This window comes from Paenibacillus sp. FSL P4-0184 (assembly GCF_038004625.1).
GTDB lineage: Bacteria > Bacillota > Bacilli > Paenibacillales > Paenibacillaceae > Paenibacillus_AQ.
Genome location: NZ_JBBORN010000002.1, coordinates 753010 through 776461, shown reverse-complemented (window position 1 = coordinate 776461; position 23452 = coordinate 753010). Strand labels below are relative to the sequence as shown.

Annotated in this window: 21 protein-coding genes and 1 other annotated feature; of the genes, 7 read left to right on the top strand and 14 right to left on the bottom strand. The window is 41.8% G+C overall.

Annotation, left to right across the window (positions count from 1 at the left end; translation table 11 throughout):
• Positions 1–53 precede the first annotated feature (53 nt).
• The 6 genes from MKY52_RS25225 to MKY52_RS25200 all read right to left on the bottom strand — a co-directional run bounded on the left by MKY52_RS25225 (position 54) and on the right by MKY52_RS25200 (position 6047).
• Positions 54–1049: an ROK family protein gene (locus MKY52_RS25225; protein ID WP_341054271.1), complete on the bottom strand. Its 996-nt coding sequence runs from the start codon at positions 1047–1049 to the stop codon at positions 54–56.
• 19 nt (positions 1050–1068) lie between these two features.
• On the bottom strand, positions 1069–1752 hold the full coding sequence (locus MKY52_RS25220; RefSeq protein ID WP_341054269.1) for an N-acetylmannosamine-6-phosphate 2-epimerase: 684 nt from the start codon (positions 1750–1752) through the stop codon (positions 1069–1071).
• 5 nt (positions 1753–1757) lie between these two features.
• The gene (locus tag MKY52_RS25215; protein ID WP_341054267.1) at positions 1758–2675 is read right to left on the bottom strand and encodes a dihydrodipicolinate synthase family protein; all 918 of its coding nucleotides are present in this window, start codon (positions 2673–2675) and stop codon (positions 1758–1760) included.
• Between the two features lie 58 nt (positions 2676–2733).
• Positions 2734–3621, bottom strand: coding sequence for a carbohydrate ABC transporter permease (locus MKY52_RS25210; RefSeq protein ID WP_081382857.1), 888 nt, complete (start codon positions 3619–3621; stop codon positions 2734–2736).
• Between the two features lie 12 nt (positions 3622–3633).
• Positions 3634–4530 carry a carbohydrate ABC transporter permease gene (locus MKY52_RS25205; RefSeq protein ID WP_427468745.1) on the bottom strand — a complete coding sequence of 299 codons (897 nt, stop codon included), beginning with the start codon at positions 4528–4530 and terminating at the stop codon, positions 3634–3636.
• Positions 4531–4655: 125 nt separating this feature from the next.
• Positions 4656–6047 carry an ABC transporter substrate-binding protein gene (locus MKY52_RS25200; protein WP_042187580.1) on the bottom strand — a complete coding sequence of 464 codons (1392 nt, stop codon included), beginning with the start codon at positions 6045–6047 and terminating at the stop codon, positions 4656–4658.
• A 294-nt stretch (positions 6048–6341) separates the two neighbouring features.
• On the opposite strand from MKY52_RS25200, the gene MKY52_RS25195 reads away from it, so the two are divergent.
• Positions 6342–7970, top strand: coding sequence for a response regulator (locus MKY52_RS25195; RefSeq protein WP_341054264.1), 1629 nt, complete (start codon positions 6342–6344; stop codon positions 7968–7970).
• A 6-nt stretch (positions 7971–7976) separates the two neighbouring features.
• Positions 7977–9782, top strand: a complete 1806-nt coding sequence (locus tag MKY52_RS25190) for a cache domain-containing sensor histidine kinase (RefSeq protein ID WP_341054262.1) — start codon at positions 7977–7979, stop codon at positions 9780–9782.
• A gap of 2 nt (positions 9783–9784) precedes the next feature.
• Here the strand turns inward: MKY52_RS25190 and MKY52_RS25185 are convergent, their stop codons facing one another.
• The 3 genes from MKY52_RS25185 to MKY52_RS25175 all read right to left on the bottom strand — a co-directional run bounded on the left by MKY52_RS25185 (position 9785) and on the right by MKY52_RS25175 (position 13194).
• Positions 9785–11356: an ABC-F family ATP-binding cassette domain-containing protein gene (locus tag MKY52_RS25185; protein WP_341054260.1), complete on the bottom strand. Its 1572-nt coding sequence runs from the start codon at positions 11354–11356 to the stop codon at positions 9785–9787.
• A gap of 187 nt (positions 11357–11543) precedes the next feature.
• Positions 11544–12665 carry a DUF4179 domain-containing protein gene (locus MKY52_RS25180; protein WP_341054257.1) on the bottom strand — a complete coding sequence of 374 codons (1122 nt, stop codon included), beginning with the start codon at positions 12663–12665 and terminating at the stop codon, positions 11544–11546.
• The gene (locus MKY52_RS25175) at positions 12658–13194 is read right to left on the bottom strand and encodes a sigma-70 family RNA polymerase sigma factor (protein WP_149644250.1); all 537 of its coding nucleotides are present in this window, start codon (positions 13192–13194) and stop codon (positions 12658–12660) included. The genes MKY52_RS25180 and MKY52_RS25175 overlap by 8 nt, the downstream gene beginning before the upstream one ends.
• A gap of 224 nt (positions 13195–13418) precedes the next feature.
• Here MKY52_RS25175 and MKY52_RS25170 point away from each other — a divergent pair, with 224 nt between their 5' ends.
• Entirely contained in the window at positions 13419–13787 is a 369-nt protein-coding gene (locus MKY52_RS25170) for a winged helix-turn-helix transcriptional regulator (RefSeq protein ID WP_042187569.1), read from the top strand.
• Between the two features lie 60 nt (positions 13788–13847).
• Here the strand turns inward: MKY52_RS25170 and MKY52_RS25165 are convergent, their stop codons facing one another.
• Positions 13848–14273, bottom strand: a complete 426-nt coding sequence (locus MKY52_RS25165; protein ID WP_341054256.1) for a hypothetical protein — start codon at positions 14271–14273, stop codon at positions 13848–13850.
• Positions 14274–14476: 203 nt separating this feature from the next.
• Positions 14477–14762, top strand: a binding site (T-box leader).
• Positions 14763–14864: 102 nt separating this feature from the next.
• Between MKY52_RS25165 and trpS the strand changes: the two genes are divergently transcribed.
• On the top strand, positions 14865–15860 hold the full coding sequence (gene trpS / locus MKY52_RS25160) for a tryptophan--tRNA ligase (RefSeq protein WP_341054255.1): 996 nt from the start codon (positions 14865–14867) through the stop codon (positions 15858–15860).
• Between the two features lie 207 nt (positions 15861–16067).
• On the opposite strand, the gene MKY52_RS25155 is transcribed toward trpS, so the two are convergent.
• The gene (locus MKY52_RS25155; RefSeq protein ID WP_341054253.1) at positions 16068–17300 is read right to left on the bottom strand and encodes an aminopeptidase; all 1233 of its coding nucleotides are present in this window, start codon (positions 17298–17300) and stop codon (positions 16068–16070) included.
• 166 nt (positions 17301–17466) lie between these two features.
• A complete protein-coding gene (locus MKY52_RS25150; protein ID WP_042187563.1) occupies positions 17467–17814 on the bottom strand; it encodes a hypothetical protein in 348 nt (115 codons plus the stop codon).
• A gap of 149 nt (positions 17815–17963) precedes the next feature.
• Between MKY52_RS25150 and MKY52_RS25145 the strand changes: the two genes are divergently transcribed.
• Positions 17964–19100: a VanZ family protein gene (locus MKY52_RS25145; protein ID WP_341054251.1), complete on the top strand. Its 1137-nt coding sequence runs from the start codon at positions 17964–17966 to the stop codon at positions 19098–19100.
• Positions 19101–19186: 86 nt separating this feature from the next.
• A complete protein-coding gene (locus MKY52_RS25140; RefSeq protein WP_341054248.1) occupies positions 19187–20629 on the top strand; it encodes a serine hydrolase domain-containing protein in 1443 nt (480 codons plus the stop codon).
• A gap of 64 nt (positions 20630–20693) precedes the next feature.
• Here the strand turns inward: MKY52_RS25140 and MKY52_RS25135 are convergent, their stop codons facing one another.
• Both MKY52_RS25135 and MKY52_RS25130 read right to left on the bottom strand, forming a co-directional pair.
• The gene (locus tag MKY52_RS25135) at positions 20694–21458 is read right to left on the bottom strand and encodes an exodeoxyribonuclease III (RefSeq protein ID WP_341055625.1); all 765 of its coding nucleotides are present in this window, start codon (positions 21456–21458) and stop codon (positions 20694–20696) included.
• Positions 21459–21616: 158 nt separating this feature from the next.
• Positions 21617–22033, bottom strand: coding sequence for a hypothetical protein (locus MKY52_RS25130; RefSeq protein WP_341054245.1), 417 nt, complete (start codon positions 22031–22033; stop codon positions 21617–21619).
• 186 nt (positions 22034–22219) lie between these two features.
• Between MKY52_RS25130 and MKY52_RS25125 the strand changes: the two genes are divergently transcribed.
• Positions 22220–23389 (top strand): MFS transporter, encoded by a 1170-nt coding sequence (locus MKY52_RS25125; protein WP_341054244.1) that lies wholly within the window; start codon positions 22220–22222, stop codon positions 23387–23389.
• Positions 23390–23452 lie beyond the last annotated feature (63 nt).

Here is a 23452-nt window from a genome sequence, read left to right as displayed (position 1 = left end):
TACTCTCATCCCCTTTAACATTATCGGTAAATTATTCTATTTAATCAAGAGATTTAGATAAAGCCTTCATTACTAGATGAAAGGGATGGGACTCCGTACTCCCAGATCTGTAATGCCGCACCGATCATTCCACAGGAATTGCCACGATAGGCTGCTTCAATGCGGACGCCTTCCAGCATCGATGGCATCGTTCTCGTAGCCACTTCTTTTCTTATTCCTTCGAATAATAGCTCACCTGCTTCAGCCACTCCACCACCAATAACAATAACCTTTGGGTTAAAAATATGAATAAACGAAGCGATAGCTGAACCAAGCGCAGCAATTGTTTCTTCCATTACTTCTGTAGCTAGACGGTCTCCTGACCTCCATCTCGTGATCACTTCTCGTGAGTTTATGTTATCAAGTGGCAGGCTGTGTATAGTTAGTTTTTCCTGCATACGCCGAGTAATGCTTGTGCCTGACGCATAGTGTTCTAAGCAGCCTTTCCCACCACAAACGCATGCCGGCCCTTTGAAATCTACAGACATATGCCCTAACTCTCCAGCCCCACCCCAAGAACCATGAACAAGGCGACCTTCTACAATAATTGCTCCGCCTACACCCGTTCCAAGTGCAAGACAGATAAAATCTTCTACACCTATACAAGAACCTAAATATTTCTCTGTTAATGCCAGTACATTCACGTCATTATCTACGATTACTGGAAGCTGGAACTGAGTCTGAAGCAACGCTTTCAAATCTGTCCCAGCATAGCCAGGAATAAGCTCAGAGGCTGAGCGAATACTCCCCGCCTCCCAATCGATTTGTCCTGCCGTTCCTACACCAATCCCTTTAAACTGAATGCCTGCATGCATCGCTGTAACTTCATTCATTAGCTTTTGAATAGCCTGAATAGCTCGGTCCACGGTCTTCGTGAACCCAGCCTTTGTGCTCAGACTTACAGTATGTACTACGTCCCCCTGTGGTGTAACGAGTCCGGCATTAATTTTCGTTCCCCCGATATCCACTCCTACAGCATATTCCTTTAGAGGATCATAATCTTCTAACACGGACTCGCCTCCTTAAGTCTCAGCAATCGATCACGGCTTTGACATATCGTGAAGTGATCAACTGTGGCCTTGTAATCGCACTTCCTACAACTATATAAGATGCCCCAGCCCTCTTAGCGCTCGCCGCATCTTCCGGTGTCCATATACGCCCTTCTGCAACTACGGGAATCTTCACGAACTCGCATAACTGATGAAGCAAGACAAGATCTGGTCCTTCTTGTTGTGTGCTGTATGGTGTATAGCCCGAAAGTGTTGTACCAATAAAATCTACACCTAATTCTTCCGCTGCCAGTCCTTCCTCCAAAGTCGATATATCTGCCATTACAAGCACACCCATTTGATGGGCATATGCGATTAAAGGCTTAACCGACGCTAAGCGACCTTCCCGATTCGTAACATCTAATGCAACAATATCCGCTTTAGCGGACACGATTGCTTTCACCTCATCCAGAGTTGGCGTAATAAATATGGCTGATCCGGGAATATCCCGTTTAATAAGTCCAATAACCGGTACATTTACTTCTTCTTTAATCGCTAGAATATCTGGAACCCCATTCGTCCGAATTCCAATTGCCCCTGATTGAACCGCCGCTCTTGCCATTTTTGCCATTGTATCTCCACCATGAAGCGGCTCATGCTCAAGTGCCTGACATGACACGATCAGACCTTTCATCGGAAAGATATCGCTCATTCGAGTCATCATAAACCCTATCCCTTCGCTTCAAGAATATACTCTAATATTCTATTGTTGAGAGCTTCCAGCCGATCCTGATCCGAAGCCTTGATGGGTAAAATTGGCATTCTCGGTTGGCCCGTTTCAAATCCACGCAAACTCAGAATAGCTTTACATGCACCATATAATGATGGAAAGGATAATAATTCTACAATGAGATCATTGATAATGAACTGCCATTTCTGCGCCTCAGCCATATCGCCTTGCCCATAACATTGTTCTACTTTTAAAAATAGCTCGGGCATGACCCCGTAGGTTCCACCAATCCCACCATCTGCCCCAATGCTGCGGCCAGCTAAGTACTGCTCATCCGGTCCATTCAATACAAGAAAATCATTTCCACCTGCTGCCTTAAACTGCTGAAGCTCAAATGTACTTTCTGCTGAAATCTTCACGCCAATCACTTTATCCTGCGCGGCCATCTTCACTAACAAGCTTTTAGATAATTGAAAGCCTGTCGTTTGCGGGATGTGGTAGATAATAAATGGAAGTGAAGTACTATCAATGATCGCCTGCCAATGGCTTTCAACACTGTCCGGAGACAAACGGTAATAGATAGCCGGAACAGCCGATACCGCATGTGCGCCAACTAATTCAGCATGTACAGCTAACTCAACACTGTCTCTTGTAGATGGAGCACCTACGTGTGCAATGATCGTAAGCTCATCTCCTACTTCCGCTATAACTGCTTCGAGCATTTGTTTACGCTCTTCTACCGATTGCAGCATGCCTTCGCCTGAGCTTCCGCCAACATAAAGACCTTTCACACCTGTAGAAGCATAATGACGAGCTAATTTGCGTGCCGCTTCTTTATCTATATTCCCCTCAGCATCATAACTGGAGTACAAAGCGATAATAATGCCTTTAAAAGCTTCAAGATTATATGATTTCATAGATAATAGCCTCCATCGTTTAAATCACTATTGTTAATTTACATTGTTATGAGAATTGTTAACCCTTAACAGCACCCATAGTAATCCCTTGTGTGAATGCCTTTTGAAACATTAGGAAAATCGCAATCATAGGAATAGAAGCTAACGCAGCACCTGCCATAAGCAGTCCATAGTTCGTTGTGAATTCGCCTCGAAGTGTCGCAACCCCAAGTGGCAAGGTCATCATCGAAGTAGATCGCGTCATGATTAGCTGGCTGAAATAATCGTTCCATGAAGTAATAAAGGTGAATATAGCCAGTGCACCAACTGCTGGTTTCAATAACGGTAAAATGATCGTTCCGAACAATCGAATTTCCGAGCTGCCGTCAATTTTTGCCGCTTCAATCAACTCTCCCGGAATCGTCTGCGCGAACTGTTTCATCAAAAAGACTCCAAATGGCCAGCCAATCGCCGGTAAAATAAGCCCTTTATACGTATTGACCCAACCAAAGTCTGCTAACATCGTAAACAGCGGAACGAGAATAACTTGCTTAGGCAATGCCATAGCGGCAACAAACATCGTGAAGATAATTCCTCGTCCTGGAAATGATTTCTTTGCGAGAACATATCCGGCGCAGGAGGAGACAATACAGATCGCAGCCATTTCTGCAAAAGCAATAATAAAGCTATTAAACATCCAGCGTTCTACTGGATTCTTAAATAATTCTGTCCAGTTCTGTAACGTCGGCTTTAACGGAAACCACTCCGGTGGGATGGTAGTTGCCACAGTTTGAAGTTTAAAGGCCCCCGACACTACCCAGTAAAAGGGAAATATAAAAAATAATGTAGCCAAAATCAATAGGATTGTAGCGATTATTTTTGGAATCGTTAATTCTTTTTTCCATGCGCTTACTTTCTTAGACTGGATAATAGGTGCTTTCAGTTCTAATGGATTCGTAGAATTCATGATGTCCCCTCCTTAATACTCAACATCGCTGCCAAAGTATTTGAATTGAATGATTGAAATGATCCCAATTACAATTGCGAGTATGACGCCCATTGCAGAGGCATATCCGAAATGACCTAGCATAAAGGCTTGTTCATATACACCATACATAACAGTTGAAGTGCTATATACAGGTCCACCTGAGGTAAGGAGTTGAATCAGTGCAAAACACTGAAAGGTATTAATCGTGGTAATCACGATAATATATAAGTTCGTTGGCATCAGCATCGGCCATAATATTTTCCGGAAAATTTGCCAAGGGGTTGCTCGATCTATCTCTGCGGCTTCAATATAAGAGGTAGGAATGTTACCAATGGAGGCCACATACAAAATGATCGGTTGCCCTACAGAAGTCGTTATTAAGACCACGATAATTGCAAGTAATGCGGTTCTTGTATCCCCAAGCCATGAAACAGGCTCCATTCCAAATAAACCCGTCAAATAATTCAGAATTCCGTAGTTGGGATGGTAAATCCAGCCCCAAACGACTGTAATACTTACGACCGAAGATACGGCTGGCAAGTAGAACACACCGCGGAAAAACGATCTAGCAAACTCTTTTTTCTTATAAATATTCATGGAGACAAACAGTGAAAAGATAATCACGATCGGTACGGTGATCACTACGAGTAATAAAGTATTTCCCATGGACTTCATGAAATTATCATCTTTAAATAATGAAATATAATTATCGAGACCAATAAAACTAAAATCTCTCAGCGAGTAATCAAAGAAACTAATATAAACCCCTTTTATCATTGGGTAGGCTACAAACAGAAGAAAAAATCCAAACGCTGGTAATAAGAAAAGATAACTCATCATCCAGTCACGTATCACATAACCTTTAATTTTGCGTACCGTTGTCCCCACAACCTTCTCCCCATTTCTCTGATGAAAAATAATGATATTTATAGGTGCGTAGCTTTAAAATTTTCATTTTTTTAAAAAGAATAGAGTGCTTCCCGCACTCTATTCTTTTGAACACCATTCACTATTTATTTCATAGCTGCTTTTGCTTTAGTAATAGCTTCGTTAGCCTTTGTAGCAAAACTATCCAAAGCTTCCTTGCCGGTTGCGCCTCCAGTTAAAGCACGTTGTAATTCAGGGAACCAGAACGTACGAATATCTGCATATCCATCAGCAATCGTTGGTGCATCTGTCGTAAATTTACGTGCATATTCAGCGTATTTATACTCTGGATCGTCATAAAGACCAGTAATCGAATTACGAACCGAGAGACCACCTGTTTGAATCAAGTTTTTCTTACCCCATACAGGATCATTAGCAATAAAATCAATCAGCTTTTTGGAAGCTGCAATCTTAGCTTCATCCCCATTGTTAAATACAGCCATACCGCCCAGATATGGTTCAAGCTTTGGTTCCGAACCATCTAGTGTAGGGAATGGAAGGAGAATATCTTCGAACTGTACCATTTTTTTAGATACGTTCTGTGCTTTTAGTACAGCGGAATAGTTAAGTGTAAAGGCCAATTTACCTTGCAGGAACAAATCGTTCACGTCAGCAGCAGCAAGTGAAGCTGCACCAGAGACACTGAGTTTATCTTTCGTAGCTTGGACAATCCAATCTAACGCTTTAGCAGCATTATCAGTATTGATAGCGACTGCTGAGTTATCTTCATTTAAGAATCGGGATACACCTAAGTTAGCAAGATAAGCGCGAGTGCCTTGATCTCCAGCTTGGCTCTTCGCGAAGAATCCTGTAGGAATAACGTCCGGTGCCTTTTCTTTTACAGCTTCCAACGCCTTTTTATATTCTTCAAACGTCCAAGTTCTATCTTCCTTATCCAAAGGTAGTAAATCTAGAGCGCCAATCTTTTCAAAAATAGATTTATTAACAGCCATCATAAAAGGCGCTGTGTTGATCGGGTACATAAAGATGTTGTCGCCTACACTTGACTGCTTCCAAAAAGCTTCTGAAATATCATTCTTCACTTCATCAGTCACCATGTCGTTAAGCGGTGCAAGTAAATCCTTTTTACCCCAATCAATAATCCGTCCAGGTGCATCATAGATCACATCAGGTGCGGTATTCGAAGCAATTGCGACATTCAGTTTTTCAGGGCCGCCTTCAAAGGTGATCATCTCAAGGTTTACTTTAATTTCAGGATTCTTCTCATTAAAAGCTGCAATGATTTCCTTCTCATACTTGCCTACTTCACCATCTAAAGCTTGAAAGCTCGGAAAATTCCACCAAGTAATTTCTACTGGTTTAGCAGCAGCCTCAGTTGCTGCGGGCTCAGTCTTGTCAGCATTATTACTTGGTGTAACCGCTGAATTCGCTGTGTTCGTATTTCCACATGCAACTAACTGTGTACCTAAAAGTGCGACACCAACAATACTCATTAGCCCTTTTTTCATTGCTTTCATGTGCTACCCCCAATTATTTTTTGTGGAATAAAGTACTGCTCTCATTCCTTGCGCTAATCATAAATCAATTGTAAATTCAGGAGAATCCCACTCCTTTTACTTTTAGGGTTCATTTCTGACATATCTCTTCAATCCACCCCTCTTCAATGTTATAATACATTACATATTCCACCTATTAACAATTGAATTTATATTTTTTCACTTTTTCGCCTTAATGTAACCCTTTTAATCTTACATCTAATGGCATTCTCTTACGAGTGATCCACTATAATTCTAGTCTTCCGGAGGGATTTCATGTATAAATTGATGATTGTAGAGGATGAGCCATTAATACTAAAGGGCTTAAAACATTACTTTGCTTGGGAGGAGCTTGGGATCCACAGCATTATTGAAGCAGAGAATGGCAGAGAAGGAATGACCACCGCGCTACGCGAGAAGCCTGATTTGGTGATCACCGATATCCGGATGCCCGAAATGGATGGGCTTCAAATGATTGAGCAGATTCGCAATCTGCTTCCTGATACATTATTTATCATTTTGACAGGATTCAACGATTTCGAATATGCTCAGAAGGCTATACAACTAGGGAATGTACATGCTTTTTTGCTTAAGCCTTTGGAATACGAAGAAAGCCTTCTAGTAATACAAAACTGTATGAACAAGCTTCATCTAAAACGGCAAGACCGATTAAAACGTTCTAATCTGGAAGGGGCAGAGCTTGTAAAGCTGTTGCTAGAGGAAGAACATTCAGTAATAGATGATGCTGTTATCCATGAACTATGTAATTTCAACAGTAACTACTATCTTTATCTCCCCTTTGTTTTGACTGGCATTCCTATGAGAGAAACGCGCACGCAATCCACCCTATGGATGAGAGAATATGCGGAAAAGTTCATTCATTACGCAGTGGATGAGTATCTCCATGCCTCTACACCGCACTCTATTTTTACATATTCATCTAAAACAAAGCTCTATGGTCTTATTGTATTGGGATCTCCGTCTTCTACTGACAACTTCCCTCTTCAAACTCAAGTACAGATACGAATCGATCAATATCTGAAGGCGCTTACGTTAGAACATCATCTAGGCCTCTATTTAGTTATAGGTAAGACGACGGAGAACCCTGCACAAATACATACTTTGCTGCACGAGTCCGATCGAATGTTATATCAACGCTTTTACATGAGAGATTGCAGGTTATTCTATGTGCCACAATGGATAGAAAACTTAAATTCTCAGAAACCATCCCTAATTCAACTAGATGAGAATGATAAGAAACGGATGATCTCCTGTATCGAAAGTTCTAACGAAATAGAAACGCTCCAGCTGATGCACCGCCTGGCTCAAGATATTTTGAGTAAAACCGATGTCTCTTCTCCTGATTACTGGCTCGCATTTCTTCAGGAAATCATAAGTGTTATAATCCGCTTCACCAATAAAAACCACATCCATATCGAAGGTGTGTACAGCGAAAAGCTCCTGAACCTTACCTTTGTGGATGATTTTGATTCGCTTGAGACGCTTTTTGACTGGCTTGGCAGGTGGATGATTCATTTGGGGATTGTTTATACCGAAGGACTGACACACAACCACCAACAGGATGTGATCATATTCGAGCATATTAAATCCTTCATTAAAGAAAATATTGATCAAGACGTGACTCTGCAGATGGTAGCAGATCGATTCTTCTATAATCCGTCTTATTTAAGTCGCCTCTTCAAGCGGAAACTCGATAAGAACTATATGCGTTTTGTAACCGAAATTCGGATGGAATATGCGCAAGAATGCTTAAAAAAACCGGAGATTCTAGTGACCGATGTCTGTACGATGTGTGGTTACAAAAGCTATAAGCATTTCGTGAAAACATTCCGAAGTATCACCAACATGACCCCATCAGACTATAGAAAACAATCAGGCTGGTGACCTAAAATGATGCAGATTGAGCAACCAAAGAGACGCTACCGGATGCGGCATGTCAATCGTCAAATTTTCATGCTGATGATTCTGACCATTACCATCCCACTCCTGATCATATCCGCAATCATCTATATCTTTTCAAACCAAGCCGTCAAAAATGAATACCAGAGCAGCTCAAATCTGATCCTTAATAACCTCTCGTTCAACATTGACCAATATCTTCAAAGTATTGATAAAGGTACACTGAACGCACAGGTAGATAGCCAGCTCCAAACCGCACTTGAGCATTGGACGATCCATAAAGACGACGTAGGAAATGACCTGAATATTCAGTATGGAAACACGATTGAGCATTTCATCAGCGGGATTGAGATGACGATTAAAAATGTTGATAGTGTGCAGATTTTTTCGGGATCACGTGTGTTCTACTCTGCCAATTTCAATCGTGCGGATTATGATGTGAAGGATTATACCCAGGAGGATTGGTATTTACAGACCCAGCAGAAAAAAGGCGGAGTGATCCTATTTGGCAGCCATGTCCCCTTCTATCGCACCAATTCCAAACAATCCGTTATTTCTATCGCCCGGGTTATTAATAAAAAAGGAAGCAAGCAACCCATAGGCGTCATGTTAATCGATATCCGATTGGATTCATTACGTGAAATCTTAAAGCTCTCGGAGAATAGCAAACGAAAATTCATTATTTTAGACGATAAGGGCGGTAGTGTTTATAGCTCTGACATCATAGAAACCTCACCCTTACAACCTATCCCTATAGAGCCTCAGGCGCTTAATACTTTCATGAACAATGATACAGGAAGCTTTTATGGTACTTTTGACGATAAAGACTCGTACATTAACTTTGTTACGTCTCCCTATTCCAACTGGAAGGTCATTCAGTATATTGATGAGAAAGAGATGACAAAGCAGGCCACTTTTCTCGGAAAAATCATTTTAACATTAGCGCTCTTGTCGCTTGTCACTGCGATCTTATTCATGTATATCCTATCGGAGCGTGTTACTAAGCCTATTATTCTTTTAAGCCGAAAGGTTAAGCTGGTGGGGATGGGGAACTTTGATGTGGATTTGTATAGTAATCGTCAAGATGAGTTTGGTGTTCTTTACAATGGAATCCGAAAAATGGTGAAAGACCTGCAAAATTATATCGAGCGATCTTCTATGGCCAAAGCACAGCAAAAAGTAGCTCAATACGGCGCCCTTAAAAGCCAAATCAATCCACATTTCCTTGCGAATGTACTTGAATCTATTCAAATGAAAGCCATCATTAATGGGCAAAGAGAGATTGGCGAAATGGTGGGGATTGTAGGTAGATTGTTTCGGATTCATATCCAGACCGGAAAGATAACCGTAACCCTGCGAGAAGAACTTGAACACGTCCGGCTGTATGTAAAAATCCAACAATTACGTTTCGGGGACAAAATTCAATATATTGAACAGCTAGAACCTAATACCGAAATAATTAAAGTCATGCACTTTTCCCTTCAACCCATCGTTGAGAATGCTATCGTCCATGGACTGGAGTGTCGAAGTGAACCGGGTCTCCTTGAAGTCTCCTCGATGATTTCGGGGAATGACATGCTAATTATCGTTAAAGATAACGGAATTGGTATCGATGAAGAGAAACTTAAACAGTTACGTCTTCGTCTCTCTCAACCATCAGACACCCTAGATGAAGATCATATTGGTATAAAAAATGTTCATGATCGTATTCAATTTCATTTTGGTGAACCCTATGGGATTGAAATCACCAGTCAAGTAGGTGAAGGAACGACCGTGATCATCCGACTGCCAGCATAATCCTAAACATTCTGCTCAGTGATTCCTGCTTCAGGATCGAAGGTAAGCATTTTCGTTGCAATTTTATCGATGAAGAAGCGGTCATGACTGACGGTAACTACGGCTCCAGGGAAATGAATGAGTGCTTGCTCCATCACCTGAATACTCGTCAAATCTAAATGATTCGTTGGCTCATCCAAAATAATGACAGCCGCGCCAGAGAGAAGGCATTTCGCTAACGCTACTCTGGCCTGCTGTCCACCTGACAGACTGCCGATCGTTTTGCTCAGATCCATTTCCGAGAATTGTAGCATCGATAGAAATTTGTTCACTTTTTTCCGCGGAGCATCGAGTCCCAGCCCATACACATTTACGGCATGACTGACTGTATCCTTAACATCGAGTTCGTCCCACATCTGATTGAAGTACGCATAGCTGACCCCACGTTCCCAAGTCACACCACCCGTTTCAGGCTCTTCTTGCCCAGTCAATACCTTTATGAGTGTCGACTTCCCGCTTCCGTTAGGCCCCACAATAGCAATCCGATCTTCCTTTTGAATATCGAAGCAAATGTTCTGGAATATCGTCCGACCATCATAGCTTTGTCCAATTCCCTTCACTTCACCAAGCTTGTCCGGAAATCGTAAATTACTGTAGATATCGGTGATCAGTACGTTCACTGGATGAGGCTCCACACGCTTTTTCATATCTGTCAGTTTTCGTGATAGACGATCCTTCGGGGACTTTTTGTTCCCGCGGGTTTCAATGGCTTCAGACTCCATAAGTAGAAGCTCTTCTTCCCACTCGAATTGACGATCAAGCACCTTTTTGCGCATCTTCTTTTTACGAACATAGTCGGTGTAATTGCCTTCATATTCCTGAAAATGATAATTCTCGATTTCTATCGTCCGCGTGACTACTCTGTCAATAAATTGCCGGTCATGGGAGATGAGAATCATCGCCCCATTATAACGGTGAAGCCACTGCTCCAACCATACGATCCCTTCGATATCCAAAAAGTTAGTAGGCTCATCGAGCAATACGACATCGGGCATTTCAATTAAGACTTTAGCCAGTGCTGCACGGTTCCTCCAGCCTCCCGATAACTCATCTACAGGTTGATGCCGTGATCTTTCATTGAAGCCCAACTTCATCAGAACCGTGTTGATTTCTACAGATACATTCCAGCCATCCAAATGATCCATTTGTTCAAAAAGCGCCGCTTGCCGCTCTAAAAGTGTATTCATCTGATCATCATCCGTCACTAGTCCAAGCTGTTCCCCGATTTGGTTAAGCTCTTGTTCGATAAGCGCTACTTGCTCGAAGCACAATTCTATCTCTTGCTGTACAGACAAGGAGCCGGAAAGCTCCGAGAATTGAGAGAAATAACTGATCTTCACATTGGGATCTAACTCTACTTTCCCTGCTGTTGGCTCCTCTTTTCCCATTATCAGTTTAAAAACAGTAGACTTCCCCGCACCATTTTGTCCGATTAACCCAATCCGTTCACCCATGCTAACTCGAAAATATATATCTCGAAAAATCAAAGTATTCTCATATTTCTTAGTTACGTTCTCCATACGGATTACGCTCAAATCTATCACCCCTAGTTCATATAGATCAAAATACAGCTCAGAACACTCAAAGAGCTATTATAGCACTATTTTAAAAAAGGACTTTATAATCATATTTAATCTTCTAGAAAACAAAAAAAGGTCGCTGTCAGCGGACCTTTTTCTGCATTACGAATCCCATCACATTCTCACTCTCATCACTTGCTGCTTATTTTTTCAAGATATCAATATACTCCTCTTTCTCGCGATCAGGCCCCGCATCAAGCTTCAAACGAATGAATTTTGGATGATCCAATACGTTGCTGCTAAAGTTACTTATAAATCCGTCCTCACTGCCACTTCCGCCAATCGAATTATTTTTCAATTCGCGCTTCCCAACCCGCGAGGTCAACTCACTAGGAGTCTTTCCAAAAATTTCATTCCTGATCTCCCAATCGGTTTTTAATGCCTCACTTAACGTGAATTTAACTACTATACTTAAAGGAGATAGCTCCACCTGCGCAAGATTCACTTCATGTCCGTCAATCATAAAAGGCTGATTTATAACTACTGTCTCGGTCTTCTGTTCCCAGAATTTTGGATCAATAGCGAAACTCACCTTTAAACGATCAGAATAGCGCATGTCAGCTAGATCTGTTCCCGTTTTTGGTTTTGCTAGCATTCCTGGATCCACTGAAGCGATCTGAAAATTCGCCACCACCTCTTTTGGAAATGCTTTATCCTTATCTAGTGGATAGATAGTTTTTCCGAGCCATGTATAAATACTATCCACAGCATGTAAACCCATCCCACCTCTACCCCCATTTTTATCCACTACACTTTGTCCCGTCACAGCATCTGTCAGCCATACACTATTCACATTGTAAATTTCCTGACCACCACTTGTAGTCCCTGTATATAGCAGTATAATTTTATTTTCATCAGCGATCACAGCATTTAGAGTGATTTTATATCCGTTTTTCTCAGCACTCTTATTCACGATTTGCACATAATCGTTTCGAATAGCAGATTCTAACGTAAGGGCATCAACATCAGATTCAGCCAGCTTCTTAAAAGGCTCCAGCACATCCCAATCACTTGATTCAATACTTGTAGAGGCTTGCTGTGGCATCCATTGGGTTGGATTGAAGAAGAGTAAACCTGCAATCAAAACAGATGCAGTCAGTACAGCCATAGCGCTTCTAGCAAACATTAGCTTTTTTCCGCGCTTTTTACCTAGTTCGAGTCCTGCTTGAATGGCATAGATTTGTGCGGCTGCACTCTCCATTTTTTGCTCCTGTGGGATCCGTTCAGCATCGATTAACATGGCAAGCTCCTCCTGACTACTCATGGTTCCAATCACCCCGATTCTTAATGATCGTTCTTAACTGCTTGAGTCCTTTATGCTGCCATGTCTTGACCGTTCCTTCAGGTTTATCCAGAATGTTAGCAATCTCATTTAAGGTCATATCGTTGTAGTATTTAAGCAGCAGCACATGGCGATACTTGGGTTTAACCTGTTCAAGTGCCCACAGCATTTCCATCCGATGATGGCCAATGTGCGTAATCTGCTCTCCTATTCTCTCGTCTACAAGCGGCATGGAACGTTTTCTACGTCTTTGTTCATCTATACAGACATAAATCAGGATCCGAATGATCCATGATTTAAACGCTTTTGGATCCTTTAATGTTTTTCTTTTGATCCAGGCCCGGCAAGTCATTTCCTGCATCGCTTCAAGCGCATCATTCCGGTTACGCAAGTAGCTATAGGCAATACTGTATAGTTGTTCTCTATGTACCAATATAGAATCGTAGAAATCCGTCTCGCTCCTAGAATCAAGAATCGTTACCTTCTTCATTTCTGCATTAGTCATCGTCATATCCTTCCTTAGCCCCCTCTCCTAAACCTCTCATAGATTAAGACGGGGAGGGTATAGAAACGGTTTTTATTTATATTAACTTTTTTGGGACTGAGCACTTAAAATTATAACATTCTATAAAAAAAGAACGATAAATGTTATGATTAGTAAAATTGGACATAATCAATAGTACGCACTTAAAAGTACCATAGGTACAAAAAAGTACCCATACATTGGAGGATATCATGACAACTATCAAGAAAAAATACAATATTTCTGTTGAGGCCACACTCGAAGTGATTGGAGGAAAATGGAAATGTGTAATTCTGTGTCATTTAACTCATGGCAAAAAACGAACATCGGAACTAAAACAGTTAATGCCCGGAATTACTCAAAAAATGTTAACCCAGCAACTACGCGAACTTGAGGCCGATGGAATTATCAACCGGATCGTATACAATCAGGTCCCACCCAAAGTGGAATATGAGCTTAGTGAATATGGTGATAGTTTAAGCGACATTTTGACTTCTCTATGTAATTGGGGAGAACAACATATCATTAAGCAATATGGCGATAAATATGCTGTTTTAGAGGACAACATTTTAAATAAATAAATAAATTATGCCCCATGAAAAAAAAGACAGCTAAATCAAATCGATTTAACTGTCCATAACTTAAATTACTCCGTCTCCTCCAATAGCAGTTGCTGTGAATGATATGGGTCCAAATAGATTTATAGTTAAGTTGCTATCATTTTGAATTACCAATTCATAATTGTGGACTCCAATATAAGGACCATCAACCCACTGAGCATTTAATTGAATATCAGTAGTTGAAGTAAAACTATAAAAGGATTTATAAATATCGACTCCAGCACGTCGGATTAAAACAAGAAATTGACTATCAGCAAGTGCAGTAAGACTAAAACTACCATTTAACTCGACTCTACTGGAGAAAGAGGCTGGGTTAGCCGGGCTAATATTTACTTGCGCTGTGGCTAGACCCGCTCCAGCTCCAGGAATCCCTGCAACCGTTGTAACAGTAGTAAACGGGTCTAAGGGGGTTTTTGCCTGTGAACCATAACTTATATTTGTCGCCATTTATCATCACTCCATTCCAGTTACAAGGTTATACATTATTATATTGTGAATCAACAATGATAAATTGGACATAATTCCTGATGAATATATACATTTAAGTTATACTTTGCTAGAACATATAATCCTAGATACTTCGTCTATTACCCTCTAATTTCCACCCATTGACAAATCCGCTCATCAGAACTACAATTACCCAAATATCATGAACAACGCTGACAAAGGGTAAGTAGACAAACGAACATGGACTTCAGAGAGCCGGTGGTTGCTGCGAACCGGTGTCCAGCGCTTGATCGAATGGCCTTTAGAGTTGCTCTTCCGAACCATCTTAGCTGATGTTGTAGGGAAAGCCGGGTTTCCCACCGTTATCAAGGGACCTGTATCGAGATTGTCTCAGACCTTCTCCGTACCGGTAAGAGAAGATCGTAAAACCATATTAACGTATGGCGGAGTGATCATTTAAGGTGGTACCACGACAACTTCGTCCTTATTGGATGAGGTTTTTTTGTCATTTAAAGGAGGTGATGGCCATGGATGATGGCTGGTGGTGGCGACTCAATGTTAGTCAGAAGCAACAAAACAGGAGGAATTCAAATGATAAAAGAACGTGTATTAACTGGAGATCGAGTGACTGGAAAGCTTCACCTTGGCCATTACGTGGGCAGCTTACAGAATCGAGTGGCGCTACAGGAGCAATATGATACTTTTGTGTTTTTAGCAGATATTCAAGCCCTAACGACTCACTTTGATCGCCCTCAACTACTAGGTCAAAACTTGAATGAAATTACATTAGACTATTTATCAGCAGGTATAAATCCAGATAAAGCCACTATATTTATTCAATCCATGATCCCAGAGATCGCTGAGCTGACCGTCCTTTTCTCCATGTTTGTCACTGTGAATTCTTTACGGCATAATCCCACGATTAAAGCCGAATCGAAAAATTCCAGCTTAGATGAATTGTATTATGGTTTTCTAGGTTATCCAGTTAGCCAGGCTGCGGATATAACCTTTTGTAAAGCGACGATTATTCCTGTAGGAGAAGACCAGCTTCCCCATCTGGAGTTGACCCGCAAAATCGTACGTAGATTCAACGAGCTGTACAGCCCCATCCTTGTGGAGCCCAGAGCGCTCATCAGCGAGACGCCAAGACTAATAGGAACAGACGGCAACGCTAAAATGAGTAAAAGCCTAGGCAATGCTATCGAGCTGGACTCTACGAAAGAAGAGATCACCTTCAAGATCCGTAAAGCCACAACCGATCCAGCCCGTGTTCATAAAAATGATCCTGGGCATCCAGATATTTGTCCCATTTATGCTTATCATCGTGCTGTTCGTTCGCATGGCGCCTCAGAGATTCACGATAGCTGCGAAAGTGGCAGTATAAGCTGTTCTGCCTGTAAGCAGCTTATCACGACAGCTCTAGACCAGCTAATTGAACCAATGCGTGAGCGTCGCTCCTATTATGCTGCCAGACCCAAGGTTGTTGAGGATATCTTATTATCCGGAACTAAGCGTGCCCGCAATATTGCTCAAGAAACGATGTCTGAAGTACGCGAGGCTATGGGCCTTAATTATTTTTCAAAATAAAACTGATCTCTAAGGGCAATAAAAAAACGCCGGACTCTCTATTGAAGAGAGCGCCGGCTGTTTTTGCTTCGCTTGCAGCTACAAGCGTCGATCCCTCCTTGAAGCTATACTCTGGACCAGGGGTTAGGACTTTACACTTGTCCGCTTCTACATCAAAGAAAAAGGCCATAACCCCCTAAAGCGAGATTACGACCTTAATTTTATACCTTACAGCACCCAATTCCCTTTACGGAATACCGGTTCAATCGTGCCATCCGCAAGTTCTCCGTCAATATCCAGCTCAGCTGAACCAATCATAAAATCGACATGCGTTAAGCTGACATTAGCACCTCGTGCGACAAGCTCTTCATTCGTAAGCTTTGTGCCGCCTTCAATATTGACAGGGTAAGCACTTCCCAACGCGAAATGGCAGGAGGCATTCTCATCAATCCCTGTATTGTAGAAAATTCGGTTCAAGCGAGAGATGGGAGAATCATGCTGCACTAAAGCCACTTCTCCTAAATAGGATGCACCTTCATCCGTTGCAAGCAGCGAAGTCAGATGCTCACGTCCGGACTCAGCTTCATATGCTACTACTTTTCCATCTTTAAAAGTGAAAGAAAGACCTTCTACCAACCGTCCGTTCAGATTAAGCGGGAGCGTGCTTCTTACTGTACCGTTCACGCCTGTACGATGTGGCATGGAATAGATCTCCTCCGTTGGCATATTCGCCACGAAATACACGCCTTTATCATTCTCTCCGCCGCCTCCACGCCATAGATGTCCTTCTGGAAGCTCCACATGCAGATCCGTTCCCGGAGCGCGGTAATGCAGGCTTTTATAACGCTTAGCGTTCATTCTATCCTGACTTTCTTTCAATTGACCGATATGCTCTCTCCATGCGGCAACCGGATCCTCGCTACCTACACGATTCATCTGGAATACCGCTTCCCACATCGCTTCCACTCGCTTTTCCTCAGGGAGATCAGCGAACACCTTGTTCGCCCAAGCGCGCGTTGGAGCCTTAACAAGAGACCAGCTAATTTTGCTATTACGAGTATATTTGGAGTAGTTTTTGCGAGCAACAGCTGCCGCTTTAACTGCTCGTGACACTTTGGAAGAATCAATACCATTGAACAATTCCGGATCTGGTACTTTAATATGTAAGATGGCGCCGTTCTCTTCCGCAAACTTCTCCATCATTTCTGCTTGCCACTGTGGATAGTAATCGAAGGAATCTTCTGGGGCTTTTTCGTAACGAATACGTGTAGTCGCTTCATCGTCCCAATCAACAATTACATATTTAGCACCTGCTTCATAGGCTTTACTTACAATCAAGCGAGTAAGCTCTGCCGTTTCAATAGGTGCATGCACCATCAAAACTTGTCCAGGCTGTACATTTACCCCTACTTTTACAACCAGGTTCGCATATTTCTCTAACATGACATCAAAATCTTTCATGAATTCTCTTCCTCCATCTCTATGGTTGCTTTACTGTCGCACCAAAGCACCGGAGCTCCTTAACAGCAGACGGTCAGCTTCACTTCTTATTTTAACGCAAAATGCTAAGAGTTGCGATTCGATATAATAAAGCGGCCCCCATGAAAGGAACCGCTCACGTAAATCCTTATTTTTTATCCACTTGCAGCAACGTTACGGTCTTTAAAGAATAGGTATGCATTATCTTGTCCTCAGAGATTACATTAAGCTTGGTCAAACTTGCTACCTTCGCGGGATCTGATTTGGAGAGCATACGCCACACTTCGGGGTCTGATAGGGTTTCATATAACTTGAGATCATCATATTCTTTGCGATTTTGCATCACTAGCTTCACTTTGTAGCTTCCGATTTCAGTCTCGGTAGCCCCCTGCTCACTACAATAGCTTAGAATATCCTGCCGAAGCTCTGCTAACTCTTTTTCAATTTCCTTTTGTTTTTGCTTCAGTCGATAATACTGCTGCACCTTTTTCTCCATCACTTCACGCTCCTCTATAGACATATGTATGCCGGAAGCGCTAAATAAATAAGTTGAGTTCCCTATCATAAAATTTTATAATGAGCCGGGAACGCTAGTTTGCAGCAGACTACAATATTCCACAAAAACAATGATTCGGCAGGTGACTTATGTTTCATTCTTACTTTTTCCCAATTTCTTATGCCTTTATGATGTTTCCTATAGCGGCATTGATCTTCACACTCCCTTTTCTAATCGTTCAATACCGTAGACACGGCTACATCCATAAGCTTAGAGCTTTAATCCTATACTTATTGCTGCTCTATCTGATGAACGCTTATTTTCTTGTTTTGCTTCCGATGCCTTCGTCAAGACATAATATGGCACCTTCGGGAAGTATGATGCAGCTCGCCCCTCTTCAATTCATACAAGATATTATAGATGGCTCTAAGATCATACCTGATCAGATTTCAACGTATTGGTCGTTACTGCGTGAGCCTGCTTTTTTACAGGTGATATTTAACATCGCTTTGACCGTGCCGTTTGGATTGTTTCTGGGTTACTATTTTCGAACGCGCTGGGGAATGTGTATTCTCTTGTCTTTCATACTTTCGTTATCTTTTGAGGTCACACAGGTTACAGGCATCTACGGCTTTTTTGATCATCCCTACCGTCTATTTGATGTCGATGATCTTATTACCAACACGCTGGGAGGGATCTTTGGATTCCGAATTGCTATCTGGATAAACGGGTTACTGCCACAAATAGAACAACTGGATTCGAATATCGATCGTTCTGCCAAAAGAGTCTCCTATACCCGCAGAGGGATTGCTTTTTTCATCGATAGTATGGTGTGGATCATTGGGTTTGGTGTACTTTATGGATTCGATGTAAAAAGTGCTTTCTGGATTGTAACAGGGATTTACTTCATCCTGATTCCAGCTTTCACTGGTGGGCGGACCTTAGGCAAATGGATTGTACGTATTCGGGTAACGAATAGAGGTAATCGGGCTTCTTTCTGGGCGCTTATGATCCGATATGGTCTGTTATATTGGGTAATACTTGGACTTCACGCTATTGTTATCGATTCTGATGTGACGGGGCTTCTATCTTCACCATTGAGAACGGTCGCTTACCTCATTGTTCTACTGGTCGATTTAGTTTTCTTTATTCATTTAATCATTAAGGTATTCAAAAAAGATGACCAGCTAATCTATGAGAAATTAAGCCGAACCTCGCATGTTATTTCATGGCCTGAGAAAAGATTGCATACCGATGCCTCCAACAGCAGCTCTTTAGAGGATTAAAAATCTTCATTTTATATAGTATTTATACAATGGAATTTATTATAAAATAGGAAGGCAAGGATTCTCAAAATTTAGGAGATGAATGAATGGAAACTACAAGTAGCTTGCAGTTGTCTAGAAGTCTTCCAGAAGAGCAGGGCATATCATCAGCCGCAATATCCAGCTTTATTGATGCAGTAGAGACGCAAAGCTTAGGTCTGCATAGCTTCATGCTCCTTAGGCATGGGTATGTGGTCTCTGAAGGCTGGTGGTCTCCTTATAAGTCCGATCTACCACATATGCTATTTTCCCTTAGCAAAAGCTTCACCTCAACTGCAATCGGGTTTGCGGTTACAGAAAAGCTAATTACGCTCGACGATGAAGTTATCTCCTTCTTCCCTGAAGAGGCTCCTGCGACTAACACTGACAAACTATCCAACATGACAATCAGACATCTATTGATGATGGGTACCGGGCATGTCGTGGATACTATGGACACACTTCATAAAAGTGCAGACGGGAATTGGGTTAAAGCTTTCTTCTCAGTCCCAGTGGAGAAACAACCAGGTACACATTTTCTATATAATACCGGCGCCACTTACATGCTGTCCGCGATCCTTCAACGAGTTACTGGCCAAACACTGCTAGAATATCTAGAACCGCGTCTGTTCGCTCCGCTCGGTATTCACGGAGCAACTTGGCAGTCTTGTCCACGTGGAATTAACACGGGGGGATTTGGCTTAAGCATTACCACAGAGGATATCGCTAAATTCGGCCAGCTTTACTTACAAAAAGGGATCTGGAATAATCAACGAATCCTGCCTGAACAGTGGATTAATGAAGCAACTTCCAAACACATTTCCAATGGCGAAGGCGATCATGACTGGGCGCTCGGATATGGTTATCAATTCTGGAGATGCCAACACGGAGCCTACCGCGCCGATGGCGCATTCGGACAACTCTGCGTTGTTCTTCCTGATCAGAATGCGGTAATTGCTATTACTGCCGCTTCAAATAGTATTCAAGGTATTTTGAATGCAGTGTGGGAGCATTTATTACCCAATATGAAAGATGTCCCTCTTCTGGAAGAACAAGCATTAGCAGCCAAATTGGCAGACCAATTAAAGAAATTATCGATAGACCCTCCACAATCGCAGCAGTCATCTTCTCTAGAAGATCAAATTAATGGTGTAACCTACACACTCGAGGATAACCAATTTTCACTAGCTACCATCTCTATCTCCTTCAACAATGATGAAGCTGAAGTTACTTTAATAACTAAACTTGGTGAAAAGAATGTTATTCGATTAGGCCGAGGACAATGGCTCGAAAGCTTTGCACTCATCCTGGAGCCTTTCATGAACCGGATTATGTCCAGCTTTACTTGGACTGCAGAAGATCAACTTCAGTTGTCCTTGCTATTTGTTGAAATGCCTTTCTTGATTACACTTGATATTAATATTCTAGAGAACACTCTAATCCTTAAGCAGCGGATTAATGTGAATATGGGACCGCTTGAATTCGATGATATAATTGGAAGAATACAATAGGTATAGTTAATAAAAGAAAGGCCGCTTTGTCCTATGCAGGAACTTAGCGGCCTTATCACTTTTTTTATTCCGAAAAATCAGCTAGCTTCAACATGACTGGGCAATGATCACTACCCATGATCTGACAATCAATTTGAGCATCAATTACATTAGGTGCAAGTCTAGAAGAAGCTAAGAAATAATCAATTCGCCAGCCCACATTCCGCTCTCTCACCTTCGGCATATAAGACCACCATGAATACACTCCCTCTAGCTCCGGGTGAAGATATCTGAACGTATCTATGAAGCCCGACTCTAGCAGTGTGCTCATTTTCCCTCTCTCTTCATCCGTAAAACCGGAGTTCCCACGGTTAGCCTTTGCATTCTTGATATCAATATCTTCATGGGCAACGTTTAGGTCTCCACAGACAACAACTGGTTTACGCTTGTCCAGTTCTAAGAGATAGTTACGGAAACGGTCTTCCCATTCCATTCTATATTCCAATCGAGACAGATCTCGTTTGGCATTAGGCGTATAGACGTTGACCAGATAAAAATGTTCGAACTCTAATGTAATGATCCGACCTTCTACTTCTTCATCTTCTTCCATCCCATATCTCACAGAGATCGGTTTGATTTTGGTGAACACTGCCGTGCCTGAATAGCCCTTTTTCACTGCGTAATTCCAATACTGCTCGTATTCTTCGCCTTGCTCCATAGTAATTTGTCCTGCTTGCAGCTTAGTCTCTTGAACGCAAAAAATATCTGCTTCTACTTCTTTGAAATAGTCATTAAACCCTTTAGTGACACATGCCCTAAGGCCATTTACATTCCATGATACCAGCTTTATCATCGGCTTTTCTCCTTGCATTTTGCTTTAATTATACTATTACTGCGGTTATTATATCACTATAGTGAGCTGACGGGATATGTATAGCAGCAAAAGCCGCACCTCTCTCCATTGCGGAGAATTGGTGCAGCTTTTAGTTAATTCATACGCTAGCTAACTTATAGACCAATTGCTGTAGCTGTGAATGTAATTGGGCCTTTTATTTGAATTAAACTTCCAGCATTATTACTATTAGCAAATAGAACACCAAGTGTATAAATTTGGGTTCCCGGCAGTCCACCATCCACAGCAAGCACGTTTACAATCTGAAGGTTGTTACCAGGATCGAAGAATCGATTGAGCGGGCTACTGTATACTTTTGTAGCACCTCTGTAAATATCTACGCGAATATCATCTGTAAATGAAAAACTATCAACACCGAAACTCGCTTTTAGCTCAACTCTCGAACGATAAGTTGCAGGATTAGCCGGATCAAGAAATACAGAGGTAGTAGTTATTCCTTGACCAACACCAACCGCCAATACTGGACCATCAACAGTTAAAAACGTAGAACCATAATCAATAATTGACGCCATTCTTAACACTTCCTTTCAAGGTTATACAACATTCTATGAAAATGAACTGAACCTTGAATGGATATATCATATGGGAGAATAGTATATTTTTATCATAGATTTATATCCTAATCATTCAACATCCGTGATACAATAACCAAATTGAAACTATACAAATATCATTAAATACGTGAGGTAAAGAGACTTATGAATGCACCAACACTATTACGAGGGTTTAACTTTTTGTATTTTGCGTTGCTGGCTATGTTCATTCCTTTTCTGCCAGTCTATCTAGGGGAGCAGGGTCTTAACCCCGCGCAAATTGGATTCATTATTGGTACTGGAGGGTTTGTTACCATTATTGCTCAACCCTTATGGGGGATGATCAGTGACAAAACAAGAACGATCCGCAAAGTGCTGTTAATTCTGTTGTTATGCTCTGCGGTAACGGGATATTTTTTATTCGATTCTAGCAGCTACGTGCGACTTATTCTTTTTGCGATGCTGCTCTATTTTTTCTTAATGCCTATCGATCCACTAGCTGAAAGCCTGAATTTCCGGATCTCTGAGGCAGCTGGAATCAGTTATGGTTCAATACGTACATACGGTGCGTTGGGATACGGTGTTATGGCCTTACTCACAGGTTATGTGATGAGTTATTTCGGTTCACAAGGGATGGCCTTGCTGTTCGTCGCGATTAGTCTTACAAGCTTTGTAGTCAGCTGGTTCATGCCAGATGCTCCGGTGACCGGTAAACCGGTCACACTTGACAGCCTGAAGCATTTTCTTAGCAATAGAGAAACACTGCTATTTCTAGTGCTCATCTTTATTAGCTCCGTTCCCGCACGAATGAACGATACCTTCCTTGGAGTTTATATTCGCGAGCTTGGTGGCAGTCCTGAATTAGTTGGCCAATCGTTCTTTATCGCCGCAATGAGTGAAATTATTGTGTTTGCCTTAAGCTTTTGGTGGCTGCGCAAAGGAAAAGAGCTAATCATTATTTCGATTTCTGGAGCCTTTTATTTTCTTCGATTCTTTATTTCGGCCTGGATTTTGGATCCGCATTTATTAGCTTATCTACAGATTTTACAAATCCTTACCTTCCCGGTATTCTACTCCGCAGCTATTCAGTATCTATATAGTATTGTGCCTGTGGAATGGCGTGCTACGGGTCAAACTGTGTTGGCGCTACTGTTCTTCGGTGTATCAGGAATTCTCGCCTCTTATGCAGGTGGAGCATTATATGAAGCCTTTGGAGGTAAGGTCCTTTATTTAACAATTTCTGTGATGTCATTTATCGGTATGCTGTTCGGATTGATATTGTACAGAATCTATGGAAGTAAATACGCCAATAAAAAGAATATAGCCACTCATTAATCTTTGGACAATTAAACGGGTATGTCCCCTAGCCATGTAGATGGCTAGGGGACATGCCCGTTT